General features: G+C 61.0%; 16 protein-coding genes and 2 pseudogenes. 12 read left to right on the top strand and 6 right to left on the bottom strand.

Features of this window, described 5'->3' with window-relative positions; translation table 11 throughout:
• The first annotated feature begins 109 nt into the window (after positions 1–109).
• Genes ACUN0E_RS16530 through ACUN0E_RS16520 form a run of 3 tightly spaced genes read left to right on the top strand, consistent with a single transcriptional unit; the run spans position 110 to position 3,272 of the window.
• Positions 110–1,351 (top strand): site-specific integrase, encoded by a 1,242-nt coding sequence (locus tag ACUN0E_RS16530; RefSeq protein WP_445567275.1) that lies wholly within the window; start codon positions 110–112, stop codon positions 1,349–1,351.
• Positions 1,348–2,274, top strand: coding sequence for a tyrosine-type recombinase/integrase (locus ACUN0E_RS16525; RefSeq protein WP_063498244.1), 927 nt, complete (start codon positions 1,348–1,350; stop codon positions 2,272–2,274). The genes ACUN0E_RS16530 and ACUN0E_RS16525 overlap by 4 nt, the downstream gene beginning before the upstream one ends.
• The gene (locus ACUN0E_RS16520; protein WP_159004773.1) at positions 2,271–3,272 is read left to right on the top strand and encodes a tyrosine-type recombinase/integrase; all 1,002 of its coding nucleotides are present in this window, start codon (positions 2,271–2,273) and stop codon (positions 3,270–3,272) included. The genes ACUN0E_RS16525 and ACUN0E_RS16520 overlap by 4 nt, the downstream gene beginning before the upstream one ends.
• A gap of 139 nt (positions 3,273–3,411) precedes the next feature.
• Here the strand turns inward: ACUN0E_RS16520 and tnpC are convergent.
• Positions 3,412–4,806, bottom strand: a pseudogene (tnpC, locus tag ACUN0E_RS16515) (IS66 family transposase); the annotation flags it as partial.
• A gap of 77 nt (positions 4,807–4,883) precedes the next feature.
• Positions 4,884–5,048: an IS66 family insertion sequence element accessory protein TnpB gene (gene tnpB, locus ACUN0E_RS16510; RefSeq protein ID WP_445570451.1), complete on the bottom strand. Its 165-nt coding sequence runs from the start codon at positions 5,046–5,048 to the stop codon at positions 4,884–4,886.
• Here tnpB (ACUN0E_RS16510) and ACUN0E_RS16505 point away from each other — a divergent pair.
• The 3 genes from ACUN0E_RS16505 (at position 5,033) to ACUN0E_RS16495 (ending at position 8,399) form a co-directional block, all read left to right on the top strand.
• Positions 5,033–5,344, top strand: a complete 312-nt coding sequence (locus ACUN0E_RS16505) for a DUF5372 family protein (RefSeq protein ID WP_445570450.1) — start codon at positions 5,033–5,035, stop codon at positions 5,342–5,344. The genes tnpB (ACUN0E_RS16510) and ACUN0E_RS16505 overlap by 16 nt on opposite strands.
• Positions 5,345–5,527: 183 nt before the next feature.
• Complete coding sequence (locus ACUN0E_RS16500) at positions 5,528–5,995, top strand: helix-turn-helix domain-containing protein (protein ID WP_445565193.1); 468 nt, start codon at positions 5,528–5,530, stop codon at positions 5,993–5,995.
• Between the two features lie 286 nt (positions 5,996–6,281).
• Positions 6,282–8,399 carry a recombinase family protein gene (locus ACUN0E_RS16495; RefSeq protein WP_445567274.1) on the top strand — a complete coding sequence of 706 codons (2,118 nt, stop codon included), beginning with the start codon at positions 6,282–6,284 and terminating at the stop codon, positions 8,397–8,399.
• Here the strand turns inward: ACUN0E_RS16495 and tnpB (ACUN0E_RS16490) are convergent.
• From tnpB (ACUN0E_RS16490) to ACUN0E_RS16480, 3 genes are all read right to left on the bottom strand, one after another.
• Positions 8,361–8,615, bottom strand: a complete 255-nt coding sequence (gene tnpB, locus ACUN0E_RS16490) for an IS66 family insertion sequence element accessory protein TnpB (protein WP_445567273.1) — start codon at positions 8,613–8,615, stop codon at positions 8,361–8,363. The genes ACUN0E_RS16495 and tnpB (ACUN0E_RS16490) overlap by 39 nt on opposite strands.
• A complete protein-coding gene (gene tnpA, locus ACUN0E_RS16485) occupies positions 8,612–9,025 on the bottom strand; it encodes an IS66-like element accessory protein TnpA (RefSeq protein WP_171929598.1) in 414 nt (137 codons plus the stop codon). The genes tnpB (ACUN0E_RS16490) and tnpA overlap by 4 nt, the downstream gene beginning before the upstream one ends.
• 725 nt (positions 9,026–9,750) lie before the next feature.
• Positions 9,751–11,052, bottom strand: a complete 1,302-nt coding sequence (locus tag ACUN0E_RS16480) for an MFS transporter (RefSeq protein ID WP_445567272.1) — start codon at positions 11,050–11,052, stop codon at positions 9,751–9,753.
• 409 nt (positions 11,053–11,461) lie between these two features.
• On the opposite strand from ACUN0E_RS16480, the gene ACUN0E_RS16475 reads away from it, so the two are divergent.
• Complete coding sequence (locus ACUN0E_RS16475) at positions 11,462–12,181, top strand: response regulator transcription factor (RefSeq protein WP_445567271.1); 720 nt, start codon at positions 11,462–11,464, stop codon at positions 12,179–12,181.
• A gap of 23 nt (positions 12,182–12,204) precedes the next feature.
• On the opposite strand, the gene ACUN0E_RS16470 is transcribed toward ACUN0E_RS16475, so the two are convergent.
• Positions 12,205–13,110: a dihydrodipicolinate synthase family protein gene (locus tag ACUN0E_RS16470; protein WP_408335186.1), complete on the bottom strand. Its 906-nt coding sequence runs from the start codon at positions 13,108–13,110 to the stop codon at positions 12,205–12,207.
• 356 nt (positions 13,111–13,466) lie between these two features.
• On the opposite strand from ACUN0E_RS16470, the gene ACUN0E_RS16465 reads away from it, so the two are divergent.
• The 5 genes and pseudogenes from ACUN0E_RS16465 (at position 13,467) to ACUN0E_RS16445 (ending at position 18,032) form a co-directional block, all read left to right on the top strand.
• Positions 13,467–14,414: a 4-hydroxyproline epimerase gene (locus ACUN0E_RS16465; protein WP_445567270.1), complete on the top strand. Its 948-nt coding sequence runs from the start codon at positions 13,467–13,469 to the stop codon at positions 14,412–14,414.
• A complete protein-coding gene (locus tag ACUN0E_RS16460; protein ID WP_445570449.1) occupies positions 14,411–15,538 on the top strand; it encodes an NAD(P)/FAD-dependent oxidoreductase in 1,128 nt (375 codons plus the stop codon). Before ACUN0E_RS16465 ends, ACUN0E_RS16460 begins: the two co-directional genes overlap by 4 nt.
• Positions 15,531–15,794, top strand: a pseudogene (locus tag ACUN0E_RS16455) ((2Fe-2S)-binding protein); the annotation flags it as partial. The gene ACUN0E_RS16460 and the pseudogene ACUN0E_RS16455, both read left to right, overlap by 8 nt.
• Before the next feature lie 89 nt (positions 15,795–15,883).
• Positions 15,884–17,176 (top strand): FAD-dependent oxidoreductase, encoded by a 1,293-nt coding sequence (locus ACUN0E_RS16450; RefSeq protein WP_445567269.1) that lies wholly within the window; start codon positions 15,884–15,886, stop codon positions 17,174–17,176.
• A gap of 88 nt (positions 17,177–17,264) precedes the next feature.
• A complete protein-coding gene (locus tag ACUN0E_RS16445) occupies positions 17,265–18,032 on the top strand; it encodes a helix-turn-helix domain-containing protein (protein WP_445567268.1) in 768 nt (255 codons plus the stop codon).
• Positions 18,033–18,034: the final 2 nt, after the last annotated feature.

Here is an 18,034-nt window from a genome sequence, read left to right as displayed (position 1 = left end):
GCGCTATGCCGAAGCAGTTCGTATCATTCACTCCGGGTCATGCGATGCGGTTTGCGCATTCGGCATAGTCTGAGGCTCTCTCCTGTCATTTTGGCGGGAAGGAGTAGACATGACCATCGAAGCGTATTACGACAGTCCCAAGATGCTTAAACGGCTTCACGAAGGGCCGTTGGGAGTTCATATCGATCTGTTCGCAGCGCGGCTGCTGCGAGAGGGACATTGTCGACAAGGAGCATGGCGCAATCTTCGCGTGGCTTGCGACTTCAGTCACTGGCTCGCACGCAAACGGCTTGAGCTTGACGACATCAACGAGCAATCGATAGAAGAGTATCAGGAGTTCCGTCGCCGATATCGATGTCCATTTCTCAGTGATCGTCCTGCATTGATCAGACTGCTCGGTCTGCTTCGAGAGATCGATGCAATTCCTGCCAAGCCACCTTTCGCACTGGACGAGCTCGAACAGGTTGTGCAGGATTTTGACCGATATCTGATCCAGGAGCGCGGATTGGCGCGCGTGTCTGCCGTTCGCCATGTCCCTTTCGCTCGGCAGTTTCTGCGGGAGTATTGCCTGTCTGGCTATCCGCAAATCACCAGCCTGACTGGTTCGGACGTCATGACATTCATCGAACGTCATGCAAGAGACCACAGTCCGCAATCCGCGAAACATATGTGCTCGGCCATTCGCGCGTTCATGCGATTTCTGCAATACCGAGGTTACATTGCCGCCGATCTTGCGAGCTGCGTACCAGGTGTGAGAGCGTGGCAGCTCACATCGCTTCCTACCTATCTGCTGCCCGACCAGGTTCAAACCGTGCTCAACGGCTGTGACCGGCATACTCCCGTCGGACGCAGAGACTACGCGATCTTGTTGTTGCTTGCTCGCCTTGGACTGCGAGCAAATGAGATTGCGTTGCTGACGCTCGATGATATTGACTGGCGTATTGGCCAACTCGCCGTTCACGGCAAGGGAAGGCGACGAGCTGAGCTACCGTTGCCGGCGGAGGTTGGCGCCGCAATGGTGGACTATCTAAAGCACGGGCGGCCGCAATCCGGGAGCCGACGCGTGTTTCTCCGGCACCTGGCTCCGCACATAGGGTTTGCATCGTCGGCGGCGGTTTCCATGATCGCCACGATGGCGCTCACACGCGCGGGAATCGATAATGTTTCGCACAAGGGCGCACATCTCTTCCGGCATAGCCTCGCGACTCAGTTGCTCCGAGCCGGTGCGTCATTGACACAGATCGGTCAAGTTCTCCGTCATCAGGATCATGACACGACCCGAATCTATGCGAAGGTCGATATCGCCTCGCTGCGCACGCTTGGCCTGCCATGGCCGGGAGGTGTGCGATGAACACTCTCTCGCAAGCGCTTCGGCAGTACGTGCTCATGCGTCGTGGTTTTGGGTTCAAGTTTGAGAACCAGGAGAGGCGGCTAACGAGCTTTGTCCGTTTTATGGATGGCCGCGCCGCTACCATTATCACGCACAAGCTCGCTCTTGAGTGGGCAATGCTGCCTATAGACGGGCGCGCGTCCTGGGCGTTACGCTTAACGGACGTGCGCGGATTTGCACGCTATCGGCGCATTGCGGAAATCAGGACGGAAGTGCCACCGTTGGGCATTCTTGTTGGTCCCTCACGCCCGAGACCCTATCTCTACACCGACGTAGAGATACAGAAGTTGTTGACGGCTGCGTTAGAACTTCCTCCGGCAGATGGCTTGCGTCGGTGGACGTATCACTGTCTGTTCGGACTGCTGGCCGTGACTGGACTGAGGATCGGTGAAGTACTTAACCTGCGACGAGAAGACGTTGATCTGGAAGACGGCGTTATCACGATCCGCGACACCAAGTTCGGTAAGTCACGCCTTGTCCCGGTCCACCACACAACCAGAGCCGTATTGGCGCACTATGCGCAACGACGAGACGCGCACATCTGGCCGCCGCACAGTCCATACTTTTTCATCGCTGAGCAAGGTGGCAAACTGTTGCACCAATACGTTCATCCGGTATTTTTGAAGCTTTCACGGCGAACGGGGCTTCGAAGCCCCGATGCCCATTCCGGTCCTCGTCTGCATGACTTCCGGCATCGCTTCGCAGTTCAGACGCTGCTCACCTGGTATCGATCGGGTCAAAGCGTCGAATCATGGTTACCCGTGCTGTCCACGTATCTGGGGCACACCTGTGTGCGCGACACGTACTGGTATCTGTCGGCGTGTCCCGAATTGATGGGGCTCGCCGCGCGAAGGCTCGACGTGCGCTGGGGAGCCCCATCATGAGACCAACCCACATCTTGCCTGCGTTGATCGAACGCTTCTTCACAGAGCGATTGATGCGGCAACGCCACGTCAGCCCACACACTATCGCATCGTATCGAGACACGTTTCGTCTATTGTTCAAGTTCGCACAAGTCTGCCTGCGTAAGCCCCCATCCAGTCTCGACCTGTGCGATCTTGACGCGCCGCTGATTGCCGCGTTTCTCGAGGATCTGGAGACGCAGCGATCAGTCAGCGTACGGACACGCAACCTTCGTCTAACCGCGATTCGGTCCTTCTTCCGCTTCACCGCATTCGAGGAGCCTGCATACGCCGCCCACATCCAGCGCGTGCTCGCGATACCTACCAAGCGATACGATAAGCAACTCGTTCAGTTTCTGACACGCACCGAGATCGAAGCGCTTCTTGTTGCTCCTGATAGAACAACGTGGCTTGGACGTCGGGACTATGCTCTGCTATTGCTCGCGATTCAGACGGGGTTGAGACTCTCCGAATTGACAGGGCTCGATCGTGATTCGGTGCAATTGGGTTGCGGCGCACACGTTCGCTGCCTTGGCAAGGGGCGCAAAGAACGATGCACGCCATTGACAACGCATACCATCGCCACGCTCAAAGCCTGGCTGCAAGAGCCCCCGCGCAACGGCGCGCACGCGTTATTCCCTAATATAAGTGGTGGTCGGCTCAGCTCTGACTCTGTGCAACATCTTCTGGGCAAGTATGTATCCACCGCGAGTGCCTGCTGCTCGTCCTTGAAACGTAAGCGAATCACGCCACACGTCCTCAGGCACAGCGCTGCAATGGAACTACTTCATGCCGGCGTCGACTGCTCCGTCATTGCATTGTGGTTAGGACACGAATCGGTCGAAACCACTCAGGTCTATTTGCACGCTCATTTAGCCCTCAAGGAAGCCGCGCTGGCTAAAGTCAAGTCTTCGAACGGTAAACCATTGGGTCGATACCGTGCAGGCGATAAACTACTTGAGTTCCTAACCGCGTTGTGAAGAGTCCGACTATGCCGAGCGCGACCGATGTATGATCGGCAGCGAGGTCGCTTTTGCGGTGCCCAAATCGCCATCAGCATCAGCCGTTCGGCATAGCACGGGATTCGGCATGAACCGCCCTATGCCGCATCCGGCATAGGGCAGAGCCGATCAGGCTGTAGATTGTCGCCGCACGCTCTCCACCCGAGTCGGCACCGGCGAACAGGTAATTGCGCCTCCCGATGGCGACGCCGCGCAATGCGCGCTCGACCGGCAGATTGTCGATCTCCAACTGACCGTCGTCGCAATAGCGCGTCAGCGCCGCCCACCGGTTCAAGGCATAGAGAATCGCCCGGCTCGTGTCGGATTTACGTGAGAGCGTCTCCAGCATCGTACTCAGCCACGTGTGGAGTTGATCGAGCAGTGGTCGGGCATGGACCTGCCGATATGCCCGGCGTTCGTCGGGCGGCTTGCCTCGGATCGGCTCTTCGAGCTTGTATAGCGCGCCGATACGTTCCAGCGCCTCGGTGTTCAACGCATTCGGGCGAGCGGCATGCAATTCGTAGAACTGTCGCCTGGCGTGCGCCCAGCATGCCGCTTCGGCAACTCGACCGCTTTCGTAGATGGCCTGGTAGCCGCCATAAGCGTCGGCCTGCAGCGTGCCGTTGAAGGATTCGAGGTGCTGCTGAGGATGGATGCCTTTGCGATCCGGCGTATAGGCGAACCACACAGCCGGTGGCGTCATGTCGGCGGAAGCGCGATCATCTCGCACATACACCCACAGACGTCCGGTCTTGGTCTTGCCGTTGCCCGGTGCGAGCACCGGCACCGGCGTATCGTCGGCATGCAGTTTCGTTGCCGCCATCACGTGCCGGCGTAGCGCATCGACGAGTGGTTGCAGGAGGACCGCGCTGTGACCGACCCATTTCGCCAGCAGTGAGCGGTCGAGATCGATACCCTCTCGGGCATAGATCACCGACTGCCGGTAGAGCGGCAGATGATCCGCGAACTTCGCGACCAGGACGTGAGCGAGCAGTCCCGGACCCGCCAAACCGCGTTCGATCGGCCGGCTCGGCGCCGCAGCCTGAGCGATGTGATCGCAGCACGAGCACGCCAGTTTCGGCCGTACATGGCGAATCACGCGGAAGCTGGCGGGTACATATTCGAGCTGTTCAGAGACGTCCTCGCTCAGCGGCTTCATCGCTCCGCCGCAGGCCGTGCAGGTCTCGCCGGATTCGGGCAGGTGGGTCAGCACTTCGCGCGGCAGATGTGCCGGCAGCGGCTTGCGCTGTATCTGCTCCGGTGCGGCGCGCGGCGTCTTCGGAATCTCGATAGGCGCGGCGCCTTCGTCGGCTTCGAGATCTTCCAGCTTTAGTTCGAGTTGTTCGATCTGGCGATCGAGTTTCTCGGAACTGCGTCCGAACGCCATGCGACGTAGCTTCGCGATCAGCAGCTTGAGGTGCTCGATCTCGGCCTTGTCCGTCGCCACCACGGCTTCGTGCGACTCGACCAGATCCTCCAGATGACCGATGCGCGCGTCGCGCTCAAGCAGCATCGCCTTGAGCGCTTCGATGTCGTCCGGATAGGCGTTTGCCGTGGTCATGCCCGCAGTTTACGCGGGCCTCGGGAGGTTTACAACGCTGAACTCGGCTCGGTCGTGCGGACCGGCTGTCGCCAGTCGATGCCTTCGAGCAGCATCGACAGTTGTGCCTGGCTCAGACAGACCACGCCGCCATCGGCTCGCGGCCACACAAACCGCCCGCGCTCCAGGCGCTTGTAACATAGCTCGGAATGCAGGCCTTGTTGCTACCTCGGCGCAGCTTGTCCGCATAACTCATCCCTTCCATCCCTTCAGTGGCCGGCAGCTCGTCTGCGTTGGCGAGCGCTATAACCGCTCCGGCAAGCGTCTCTTGCTGCGCATCGACGACAAGAGCTTCTGCTCTGTTCCCCCGAAGTGGACCGATATGAGCGAGCCTGATCCTGAGGTCACCATGGGGCAAGAACGTGCGCTGTTCACGGTAGCGGACTTGATGGAACTTGCTTGCCTCGTGACACGCCTCTCCTCGCAAAGGCGAGCTGATAGCGCCAATTAGCTGTAAGCCTAATTTTGCCGCTTATGTAATGTAATTATGCCGCACGTTCTTTCATTAACGCAGCCATAGTCGCAATACTATTCCGTAAAATTACGACTAAAGTCCATCTTTATTGACCTTGACAAGGCTTGCATTGCGGCATATTTTAATTACATATACTCTTTGAGTCATCTGGAGTTGAATGTGCCCACAACCATCGAACGCAAGCGCTCGAAGATCGACGTTCTCACAGAGGACGGCGCGTTGAATCCGATGCCGGAGAACGTCCTGGACCCCAAGTTTCAGGAAGGGAGTTTTTTTGACCCGCACGATGCCGTGCAGGTGAAGTACGAGATGTTGCGCCGCGTCTCCGTCGAGAAGGCATCGGTGACGTCGGTTTCCGACGAATACGGCGTCTCACGACCGACCTTTTATCAGGCCCGGATGGACTTCGAGGAAGGCGGGATCGCTGGACTGATGCCGAGGAAGCGGGGGCCGCATGGTCCACACAAGATCCAGGGTGATGTGTTGGCGTTTCTCAAGACACGGCTTGCCCCTGGAGAGCCGATTCGGGCACGCGAACTGGCAAGGCTGGTTCGCAAGGAATTTGGTCTCGATGTGCATCCAAGAACGATCGAACGTGCCTTCGGTGTAAAAAAAACGGCGGAATAACCAGAGCCGACGCCAGACCACCGACGCTTTCGCCCGCCGTCGTCGCGCAGTACGAGGTGATGCGTTCGGCCATGCTGGGGGAGGTTTTGCCTGCAGACGCCCGGCGTGGGCTCAACGTCTTTCTAAATCGAGGCATGTGGGCATGGGCATGCATGTCGGTCACTACCGGCACGCGCCCGGAACCGATTCCGACCCAATCCGCACCACATGCACGATCCTTCGAGCGCAACACCGTGGTTTACGCACTCGCAGGCATGGCCATGACATTCAATAAGTGGGGAACACTATGAACGCATCGCATAAAGTTCAACCTCATCACCTCGAGCGGGGTGCGTACCTTTACATTCGGCAGTCGTCGATGCGACAGGTCGTCGAGAACGTCGAGAGCACGAAACGGCAGTACGCCCTGCGTGGTCGTGCGACCGCGCTTGGTTGGCGCGATGACCAGATCATCACGATCGATAGCGATCAAGGTGAATCTGGAGCGTCGGCGTCCTGGCGGGAGGGGTTTCAACGGCTGGTTACTGATGTCGGCATGGGCCGGGCCGGCATCGTCATGGGCCTGGAGGTGTCACGCCTGGCGAGAAACAATGCCGACTGGCATCGCCTGCTGGAGATCTGCGCCCTCGCTGATACGCTGATTCTGGACGAAGACGGAGTATACGATCCGGCCAGCTTCAATGATCGGCTCCTGCTCGGGCTCAAGGGAACAATGAGCGAGGCCGAACTCCATGTTATCAAGGCCCGATTGCGTGGCGGAATCCTGAACAAGGCGCGCCGTGGCGAGTTTCGCTGTCGACTTCCGACAGGCTTCGTGTACGACGAACTCGGCAACGTGGTGCTTGACCCAGACTCGCAGGTCAGGGAGACAATCGCGTACTTCTTCGAGACGTTTTCACGGGTAGGCTCTGCCTGTCAGACAGTCAAGGTCTTCAAGAATGAGGGGCTTCTGTTTCCATCCCGCATGCGCAACGAGAAGCTGATAACCTTCCAGCCCCTCACCGCGTCGACCGCGCTCCGGACACTGAACAACCCGCGTTACGCAGGCACTTACTTCTATGGCCGGCGGTATTACCGGCGGACTGCTGATGGTAAGAGTCTGACTCGGAAGCGCGAACGTGACGACTGGCTAGCCTGCATCCCGGATGCCCATCCCGGGTACATCACACGGGAACAGTTTCAGCAGAATCTCGAGATTCTCAAGACCAATGGTCAAGGGTACGAGGTTGCGCGAGCGTCGCCGCCCAGGGAAGGCGCAGCCCTGCTACAGGGGCGCGCGGTTTGCGGGCTTTGCGGCCGGCACTTCCGGCTCCGGTACGCAACACGACGCGGACGACAGGAAGCGTGGTATATCTGCGATCGCGCACAAGGCACTCGTGGCGAACCCTGCTGCCAGTCGATTGCCGGAGCGCCTATAGATGAAGCGGTTGGTGCACTGGTCGCCGCCATGATGACTCCGGCCGCCGTTGAATTGGCGCTGGAGATTCGCAGAGAGATCGAAGCCCGCCACGACGAAGCAGACCGGTTGCGCCTTCGGGCCGTCGAACGCGCGCAGTACGAGGCTGATCTTGCACAGCGACGATTCATGCTGGTTGCCCCAGATAATCGTCTGGTCGCCGACACGCTCGAGCATGAATGGAACGACAAGTTACGCACGTTGGCCAACGCCAGGGAGGAAAGGGAGCGTAGCCAGCAGGAGGAACGTCTCGTGGTCGACGATGCAATCCGCGACCGACTCATCGCCATGACGACCGACTTCAAAACGCTCTGGCGTGACCAATCACTACCGAACCGTGAACGCAAGCGGCTACTCGCTTACATTATCGAGGATGTCACGCTGGTCAAACTGCCAGAAGAGGGAACAACCAGGATTCACGTCCGCTTCAAGGCTGGCAGGACTGAAACCCTGACGGCGCAGAATCCCCAAACCTCTGCACAACAGGTTAAGACCCGGCCAGAGGTCCTGGAACTCATCGACACGCTTCTCGACAGCCACATATGCTCCGAGATTGCTGACATCCTCAACAATCAGGGTATCCGCCCTGGTGGTTGTGTCCGGCCAGGTAAGGCCGACATCCGATTTACCGCGCTGCGCGTCGCATATCAGGCTCAGCGAAACGGGCTCCGCTCCCGTCGCGACAGACTGCGGGATCGTGGCATGTTGACGAGACTTGAGGCCGCCGCGCGGCTTGGAATCCATGAAGCCACGCTCGTCAGATGGGTGGAACACGGCATCGTCACCAAACACGCCTATAACGATTATGCGCATCTCTACGAAGTCCCCGATTCGAACCCACCGGTGAAGCATAGTAGTCGATGGGACCGGCTCGCTGACCGCGTAGCTGCGGTGCAGGCGACGAAAGAATCAAAACCCTCTCATCCAACCAAAGGAGTTGTAGTATGAAGCCAGATAGTTCGCGAGAAGCCAGATTCCGTCCTCCGTTGCCCAAAGAATCTTCACCAGGTCACCCCGGCGGCCTCGGAAGATGTAGACGTTGCCGCCCAGCGGATCCTCCTCAAGCGCTGTTTGCACCTTCGCGGCCAGCCCCTGAAACCCGCATCGCATATCGGTGACGCCCGCAGCAATCCAGATGCGCGTGCCCGCCGGCAGGGAAATCATGAGCGCAGACTACCCAGCACAATTCGCAACAGGTCGGCATCGACCAGACCGTCCACTTTAACCACCGCACGACCGATCCGGATCTCGATCGTGCCGGCAGCTAATGCAGGCCTCGTGTCCTGCGCTTGTGGCTCAATCGAAGATGATGCCCCGACCTCCGCTCGCGTGTCGTCTACAAGTACAACCGGAATGAGCCCTGCAGACTGAGCTTGCTGCTCGGCCAGATAACGCCGCCGCCAGGTGAACAGCATGTTCGCATTGATGCCGTTCTCGCGGGCCAGTTTCGAGACTGAAACGCCAGGCTCGCACGCCGCTGCCGCCAGTCGCTCACGAAGCTCCCGGGCGTAATTCGGGCGCCCCGTTCGGGTACCCGGCTTCTTCTCTTCAGACTGTGACAAAGTGGTGCCCATCAAATCGGAATGATGGACATTACTTTGGTGTCTATCTCAGTCACCGCCTATAACGGCCGGCGCGAGCCGCTTACCCTTAAGACGGGGGAGGGTATGAAAGGGACTCGTTCTAATTCTGTCCCGGCATCAATCGCGACGGATACGTTGGGCTGAATGGGCGTGGTGCGTAATCACGCGCAGGTGCAGCAAGTGGCTCAGCCGGGATCTCGGTGGGAGCAGGGTTCGCGTACGCGGCGGCGGAGTCAGATTTGTTTGCAATTTGTTTTGACCAAACCAGTTTTCTTTGTCACAAAGCTGGGCGTGGGTCCGCTGCATAAGGCTTTGCGCGTGAGTTGCCTCGTCGCTGTTTGCACCAGGTCCGAAGGAACAGAACTTTACGAGCGGTTGCAAGCTGCTCAACTAAACCGAGCCCTTCAGCGTTCCTTCGGAATTTCAGGAGAATCAATAGGTTAACGCCAAGTCAGATTTCTTTGTGGTCGAGGTGAGGCGCTCGTTAGTGCGTATAGAGCAGATTTGTTTGTGGAAAACGGCCAAATCAGATTTGTTTTGACCGGATCAGGTTTCGATTGAACGTGACCAATGAGATACATCGTAAGCGCGATACAGCGCACGATGTTTCGGTCCGGCGTGAAGTATGGATGTCGCCGACACTGCCGGAAAGGCGGGGCGCGGAGCCGGTGCAAACAACGGCGCACCGGGCGGCGCGCCGTAGCGAAATAGCTCGATTAGCGCGTTTGCGGCGCGTCTTTGATAAACAGCGTAGTCAATGCGCCGAGAATGCAGATTGCGCCGACATACAGGGGCGCCGCCATCGGGTTCGACTTCATCATCAGCGAAACGGCGATGGGCGTCAGGCCGCCGAATATCGCGTAGGCGACGTTATACGAGAACGAGATGCCCGAGAACCGTACGACCGGCGGAAACGCCTTGACCAGCACGAACGGAATCGCGCCGATCACACCGACGAAAAGGCCAGCCACGGCGTACAGCGGCACTAGCGCCGACGTATCGACGGCGAGCTGCTGGAACATCACGTAGTACGTCACCGCCAATGCCAGGCCGCCGATGAAAATCGTGCGTCCCGCGCCAATCCGGCCGGCGATCGAGCCTGCCATGACGCAACCGATGGTCAGGCACAGCGTTGCCACGCAGTTCGCCAGCAGTGCGGTGGCCGGCGCGATATGAAACTGCTTCTGCAGCAGTGTCGGTGTCATCAGAATGACCACGACAATCGCGGCCGACAGCATCCACGTGAGCAGCATCGACACGATCACGGCGCGGCCGTGGTCGCGTAATACGGCCTTGAGCGGCACTTCCGCGGCGATGGCCTTGCGTTGCTTGAGCTCGGCGAACACCGGTGTCTCATGCAGCCAGCGGCGCAGATAAACCGAGAACATGCCGAACACGCCGCCCACCAGGAACGGGATGCGCCATGCGTAGGCGGAGATTTCCGCGGGCGCGAAGTTGCGATTCACCGCCGATGCGATCAGCGAGCCGAGCAGGATGCCCGCGGTGAGGCCGGCCGTCAGCGTGCCGCACGCATAGCCGACGTGCCGCTGCGGCACGTGCTCCGAGACGAACACCCACGCGCCCGGCACTTCGCCGCCGACCGCCGCGCCTTGCATCACACGGAACAGCAGCAGCAATACCGGGGCCATCACGCCAATGCTGGCGTAGGTGGGCAGCAGCCCCATCATCAGCGTCGGCACCGACATCAGCAGCACGCTCAGCGTGAACATGCGCTTGCGGCCGAACAGGTCGCCGAAGTGCGCCATGATGATGCCGCCGAGCGGCCGCGCCAGATAGCCCGCCGCGAAGATGCCGAAAGTCTGCACCTGACGCAGCCAGTCCGGCATCGCGGCGGGGAAGAACAACTGGCCGATCGCCGGCGCAAAGAATACGAAGATGATGAAGTCGTAAAACTCCAGTGCTCCGCCGAGCGCGGCGAGGCCGAGTGTCTTGTAATCGCTTCGCCCAAGAGGGCGTGGGGTGACAGCCTGCGCTCCACCCAGATTTGTCGCTTGCATTGCTTGTGTCTTGTCTTGAATTGGGAGCCACACGTGGCGCGTGGAAATATGGCGGTCGTCAGGCGAGAAGTGTGACAAGCGCTGGGTAGAGCACGGGACACCGGCGCGCCGGCCCGGGTAGGGCAAGCACGATGACGACTGGGGCCGGGCCGGGATTTTACAGGATGAAAGACTCTCGCTTCGGGAAGTACTTAATTAGATTGGAAAAAGTTCCTCCAGACGTGTCTTTTCGACGGCGTGCAGGACAGCAAGGGTTGCGCGTCGTGCGAGCCGCAGCGGTCGAGTGTAGGAATGGTGCGCACACCTGTCGGAGTGGGGCGATTGGTGCGCAAATTAGGAATGCTCCTATGGGATGGCCGGGGCGTCCCTCTGAGAATCGCGTCCAAGCTATCAGTTAAGAGTTATCCCAATGCGCATTGCCATCCTTCAGCGTGACCCCGTCATGCGTCAGTCGATCGAAAAGATTCTTATGAACGCCAGCCATACCTGTATGGCTTATGACGACGGTTTGACCATGTCGAAAGCGCTTGCCCGTTCCACGGTGGATCTGCTGGTACTGGACTGGCACGGCACACGCCTGTCTGGCGCCGAGGTTCTGCGGTCGGTGCGTGCCGTCGGCGGCGACCGGCTGCCGGTCGTGTTCGCGTCGACGGAGACGTCAGAGGAGAGCGTGGTGCGCGCCTTTGCCAGCGGGGCAGACGACTATGTTTCGTTGCCGTTGCGGCCGGGCGAGTTCCGCGAGCGCGTTGCCGCGTTGCTGCGCCGCGCCTATCCGGATCGTTTCAGCGCCTCGAGCTTCGATGTGGGCCCCTACCATTTCGACACGCATCGCCAGCTCGTCATGCTGCGCGGCCAGCCGGTACAACTGTCGGGTACGCAATACCGGTTGGCGTCGCTGTTCTTTTCCAATATCGGCCGCGTGATGTCGCGCGACCATATCTTCGCGATGGTATGGGGCCGCGAATTCCGCGAATTCACCCGTACGATTGACAGCCACGTGTCGCGCCTGCGGCTGCTGCTCGAGATCGAGCCGCAGAACGACTTCCGGCTGCAACCCGTTTACAAGAGCGGCTATCGGCTGCTGCATCTTCGGCAAGGTGAAGTGGCTGCGGAGAAGCAGGCGGCCTGAGCGGGTCCGCCCGCGTAGGGAACTCAAACCTGCGGCAGCGCCGGCCGGGTTTCAAGCGACTGGCGGATCAACGCTTCCACCGATTTGCGTTCATCTCCGGCCAACGGCAGGCGCGGCGGCCGCACCGGCTCCGTGCCCAGCCCGACGATCGTTTCGGCCAGCTTGATGTTCTGCACCAGCTTCGAGGAGACGTCGAGCGCGAGGAGCGGCGCGAACCAGCGATAGATCGCCCGTGCTTCCTCAAGACGGCCCGCTTTCAGCAACTTGTAAATCACGACCGTCTCGCGCGGAAACGCGCACACGAGACCGGCCACCCAGCCATGCGCGCCCATCAATATCGCTTCCATTGCGAGGTTGTCGACCCCGCACAGGATCGCGAAGCGGTCGCCGACCACGTTGATCAGATCGGTCACGCGGCGCACGTCGCCGCATGATTCCTTGATCGCGACGATCTTCTTTTCATCGGCGATTTCCGCGAACATCTCGGGCGTCATGTCGACGCCATAGGCCAGCGGATTGTTATAGATCATCAGCGGCAGCGCGCTCGCATCGGCGACGCTGCGAAAGTGGTGCAGCGTTTCGCGGCGGTCCGACAGATAGCGCAGCCCGGGCAGCACCATGAAACCGGCCGCGCCACGCTGGCTGCCGGCTTCGGCCTGGCGGCATGCGTCGAGCGTGCTGTTCTCGGCGATGGTCAGCAGAACCGGCACGCGTCCGCGTGATGCCTCGACGGCGATGTCGAGCACTTGCAGCTTCTCGTCCAGTGAGAGCGTCGACGCTTCGCCGAGCGATCCACACACGATGATGCCGTCCACCCCCGCGTCGATCTGCGCCTCGATATTCTTACCAGTCCATTCGCGGTCTATGCTGAAATCCGCGTGGAATTTGGTGGTAACTGCGGGTAATACGCCTTCCCAGATATGCGCCACGACTGCTCTCCTGATTGTGATGAGTCGAAGCGCAGTGTAAGCAGGGAAAAGGTTGCCGTCTTGCGCGATTCGCGCGTGACCGGTGACGATTTCAGCATAGTGGCTATGCCCGTAAGCCAGGCAAGATCGAGTAATCAGACTATTTCGCGACAGGGCGCAAAGTACATGGAAGTTGCATGGAAAGGACCTTACGTGGGCTCTCGAGTCCAGTCGCCGTAAACTGCTCAGGTGTGGACTCCACTCGTTTTCAAAGATTGACGCATGAATAAACGGGCGTAAACATTATGCTGAAATCGTCACAATCCACGCGTAAGCACACCAAGACTCCAACGCCTGGCTTTCCTACCATCTGCATCATGAAAACCCTAGACATTATCGACTCGCACACCGGCGGTGAGCCGACTCGCCTGGTGGTGGCGGGTGGCCCGGCGCTTGGCGGCGGCACGCTGGCGCAGCGTCTCGACGTGTTTCGCACGCATTTCGACGACTGGCGTGCAGGCATCGTCACCGAACCGCGCGGCTCGGACGTGGTGGTCGGCGCGCTGCTATGCGAGCCGGACGACCCCACGTGCGCGGCCGGCGTGATTTTCTTCAACAACGTCGGCTATCTCGGCATGTGCGGGCACGGCACGATCGGTCTCGTTGTCTCGCTCGCGCACATGGGGCGGATTGGGCCGGGGCGTCATCGGATCGAGACGCCGGTCGGCGTCGTCGAAGCCACGCTCAACGAGGACGGCAGTGTGGCTGTGCGCAACGTGCCGGCTCATCGCTACCGGCACGGCGTGCAGGTGGACGTGCCGGGCTACGGTTTGTTGAGTGGCGATATCGCATGGGGTGGCAACTGGTTCTTTCTTGTCGCCGACCACGGGCGCACGCTGGAGGCAGCGCATATCGCCGAGCTGACCACGTTCAGTGCGGCAATTCGCGATGCGCTGATCGCGCAGCGCATCACCGGCGCGGACGGCGCCTTGATCGACCACATCGAACTTTTTGGACCCGGCTCGCGCGACGGTATTGACAGCCGCAGCTTCGTTCTTTGTCCGGGCAACGCGTATGACCGCTCGCCGTGCGGGACAGGCACGAGCGCGAAAATCGCCTGCCTCGCCGCTGACGGCAAGCTCACCGAAGGCGCCGTGTGGCAGCAGGAAAGCATCATCGGCAGCGTGTTCGCGGCGAGCTATCGTCACGCCGACGACGGTGTCTCGGTGATTCCAACCATCACCGGTCACGCGCACATCATGGCCGAAGGGCGTTTGTGTTTCGACGAACACGACCCGTTCGCGTGGGGCATCCGCACGGCATGACAGCGGACGCGCTGATCATCGGGGCCGGCATTGTCGGCGCGGCTTGCGCGGCGGAGTTGGCCGCGCTCGGCATGCGGATCGAGGTACTCGACGCACAGGGCATCGGCGGCGGCGCGACGGCGGCGGGCATGGGCCACATCGTCGTGATGAACGACTCGCCCGCGGAATTCGCGTTGAGCCGTTATTCGCGCGACTTGTGGCTGGCGCTCGCGCCGCAACTGCGCACGCGCGACGCGTTCGCGCGTTGCGGCACGCTATGGGTTGCCGCCGACGATGAGGAGTGCCAAGCCGCCCGCACCATGCATGCCGCGTTCGAAGCGCAGGGCGTCTCTGCACAACTGCTCGACACGGCTGCGCTGCGGGCGTGCGAGCCGGCGCTGGCGTCGTCGATGGTGGGCGGCTTGCGGATCGAGCACGACAGCGTGGTGTATGCGCCCACCGTTGCCGAGTGGCTGCTGACACAATCCTCAGGAGTCGAGAATATCCGTGTTCGGCTCGGTACACGCGTTACCGCAATCAGTGCGGACGGCGTGACGTTAGCCGATGGCGAGCGCGTCAGCGCCGCGCACGTGATCGTCGCCAATGGTCTAGGCGCTCAGCAACTGCTCCACTCGCTGCCGTTGCAGCCGAAGAAAGGTCACCTGCTGATCACTGACCGTTACCCCGAACTCATTCGTCATCAACTGCTCGAACTTGGCTACATCAAGAGCGCGCATCACGCGGCCGGCACCTCGGTGGCATTCAATGCGCAGCCGCGACCGACAGGCCAGTTGTTGATTGGCTCGTCGCGCCAGTTCGATACAACCGATCCTGCCGTCGACATGCCGGTGCTTGCCCAGATGCTGCAGCGCGCGGCGCACTATCTGCCGGTGCTGCCGACGCTGAGTGGCATCCGCGCGTGGACCGGCTTTCGTTCGGCGTCGCCCGATGGTTTGCCGTTGATCGGTCCGGCCGGCGATTTTTCACCTGGCGTGTGGCTCGCAGTCGGACACGAAGGCCTTGGTGTGACGACTTCGCTCGCAACCGCAAAGTTGCTCGCCGCGCAAATTACCGGGAACGCCGCACCGATTCCGGTCGAGCCATACTTGCCGGTCCGTTTTGCGCAAGGGGTGGGCCATGACTAACGCCAATGCAGCACGTCTTCACTTGACGATCGACGGTAGAAGCATCGCGGTCGAAGCGGGTACGACCGTGGCCGCGGCGCTCGTCATTGCAGGTGTGAGCGCCACGCGGACTTCGGTGAGCGGCCAGCCGCGCGCAGCACTGTGCGGGATGGGCGTGTGCCAGGAATGCCGCGTTACGATCGACGGCCGGGCTCACGCGTTGGCGTGTCAGACGCTTTGCCGCGAAGGGCAGGTGGTTTGCACCACTGCCGGGACTAGCGCGGCCAACGTGTTCAAAGTATTCAATGGGACTAACGGGACTAACGGGATCAGCGCCACCGCCACCATTACCACCACAGGCCCGCGATGAATCAGCACTTCGATATCGTCGTAGTGGGCGCCGGTCCAGCCGGGTTGAACGCCGCGCAGGCAGCGGCGCGCGAGGGCGCTACGGTTGCGCTGCTCGACGACAATCCGCGCGCCGGCGGTCAAATCTGGCGGCAGGGTCCCGGTCATTCGCCGCAAGCACCGCTGCAAGGCCTGCTGGCTGCCTTGAAAACGCGAACCAATATCACCCTGATGCCGTCGACTCGCGTGATTGCGCCGATGGGTCCAGGCGGTTTGCTGCTTGAGTCGGCTGAACATGGTGGCTTGTCTATCACGTACGATCAGTTGATCCTCGCGACCGGCGCGCGCGAGCGTCTATTGCCATTCACCGGCTGGACGCTGCCCGGCGTGACCGGTGCGGGCGCATTGCAGGCACTCATCAAAGGCGGCATGCCGGTACGCGGCGAACGGATCGTGATTGCAGGCAGCGGTCCTTTGCTGATCGCCGCGCTCGCTACCGCGCGTGCTGCCGGGGCGCAGGTGGTGGCGGTCGTCGAGCAGGCGTCGGCGTTCGAGGTCGCCCGATTCGGAATCTCTCTGCTAGGCGAGCCGGCGAAGTTGCGGCAAGCCGTTGCCATGACGCGCGGCTTCGCGGGAGTGCGGTATTGGACCGGCAGCATCGTCGCGCAAGCTGATGGCGATGGCCGTGTCGAGCGCGTGACGATCCGGCGTGGTCAACACGCGTCGACGCTCGACTGCGACCGCATCGCGTGCGGCTATGGACTCGTGCCGAACATCATGCTTGCGCAGGCGCTCGGATGTGCGATCACCGAAGCAGGCGAGATCGTCGTTGACGGTGAGCAGCGGACTTCGGTCGACGGCGTGCTGGCGGCAGGCGAATGCACGGGTGTCGGCGGCGCGGAACTGGCGTGTGTGGAAGGCGAGATCGCGGGCCGCTTCGCGAGCAGCGGCTCGGCAGGCCCCACCTCTGCCAGCACCACGCTGGATTTGCAACGCGCGCGATGGCAGCGCTTCGGTCGGCGCGTCGAAGCGGCCTTTGCGTTGCAGGTCGCCGCGCGCACGCCACCCGACGATGCCACGCTGCTCTGCCGTTGCGAAGACGTCAGCATCGGCGAGGTGCGCGCCTATCCGGATTGGCGCGAGGCGAAGCTGCATACCCGCTGCGGGATGGGCGCATGCCAGGGACGAATCTGCGGCGCCGCGGCTGGCCTGTATTTCGGCTGGAACGCTGCGATGCCGCGCCCGCCGTTCAGTCCGGCACAAATCGGCACATTGATGGCGGCGAGCGGCGAGCAGCCGCCGGCTGAATGACACCGGTATCGATACGCCTGGTGGATACTGTCGGCGGCTACTCGGCCCTATAATCGACCGCAACCGCCCCGACCACGGAACCCGCACGATGAACACGCTGGCTTATCCGCTCGAACCGGACGACGCAACGCTATCCAGCATGCTGTCGCATTTCACGCTGCTCGAGCCCGTGTTCGACGCGATGCCGGACGTCGTGTTCTTCGTCAAGGACGTGCACGCCCGCTATGCGCTGGTCAATCGCACGCTGGCTTCGCGCTGCGGCTTCAAGGAAAAGACCGCGTTACTCGGCAAGACCGCCGAGGACGTCTTCCCGCGCCGATTCGGCCGCATCTATACCGCACAGGACGAAGCGATCATCAACGTCGGCAGCCAGATGATCGATCAGCTGGAGCTGCACCTGTATCCCGGCCGCCAGCCGGGTTGGTGCCTGACCTGCAAGCAGCCGTTGCGCGATCCGGCGGGCAAGGTGGTCGGTCTCGCGGGCATCTCCCGCGACCTGAAAGCGGACGAAAGCAGTCATCCCGCTTACAGCCGGTTGGCCGCGGTAGTGCAGTCCATCCAGGAAAACTACGTGCAGCCGCTCAATCTGAAACAGCTTGCTGCGATGGCGGATATGTCGGTGGCGCAACTGGAGCGCTATTTTCACAAAGTGTTTCATTTGACACCGCGCCAGGTGTTGCTGAAAACGCGACTGGACGCCGCCACCGCGCTGCTGGTTTCGCACGACAAGGTCACCGACGTTGCGGCACTCTGCGGCTACACGGACCACAGCGCCTTTACGCGCCAATTCAAGGCGACCGTCGGCGTCACGCCGACCGAGTACCGGATGCTGCTGCACGGAACCTCGCGAAGCTGAGC

The organism is Paraburkholderia sp. D1E (genome assembly GCF_052682275.1).
The sequence above is the reverse complement of the archived record's forward strand: the minus strand, read 5'-3'. Positions and strand labels throughout refer to the sequence as shown.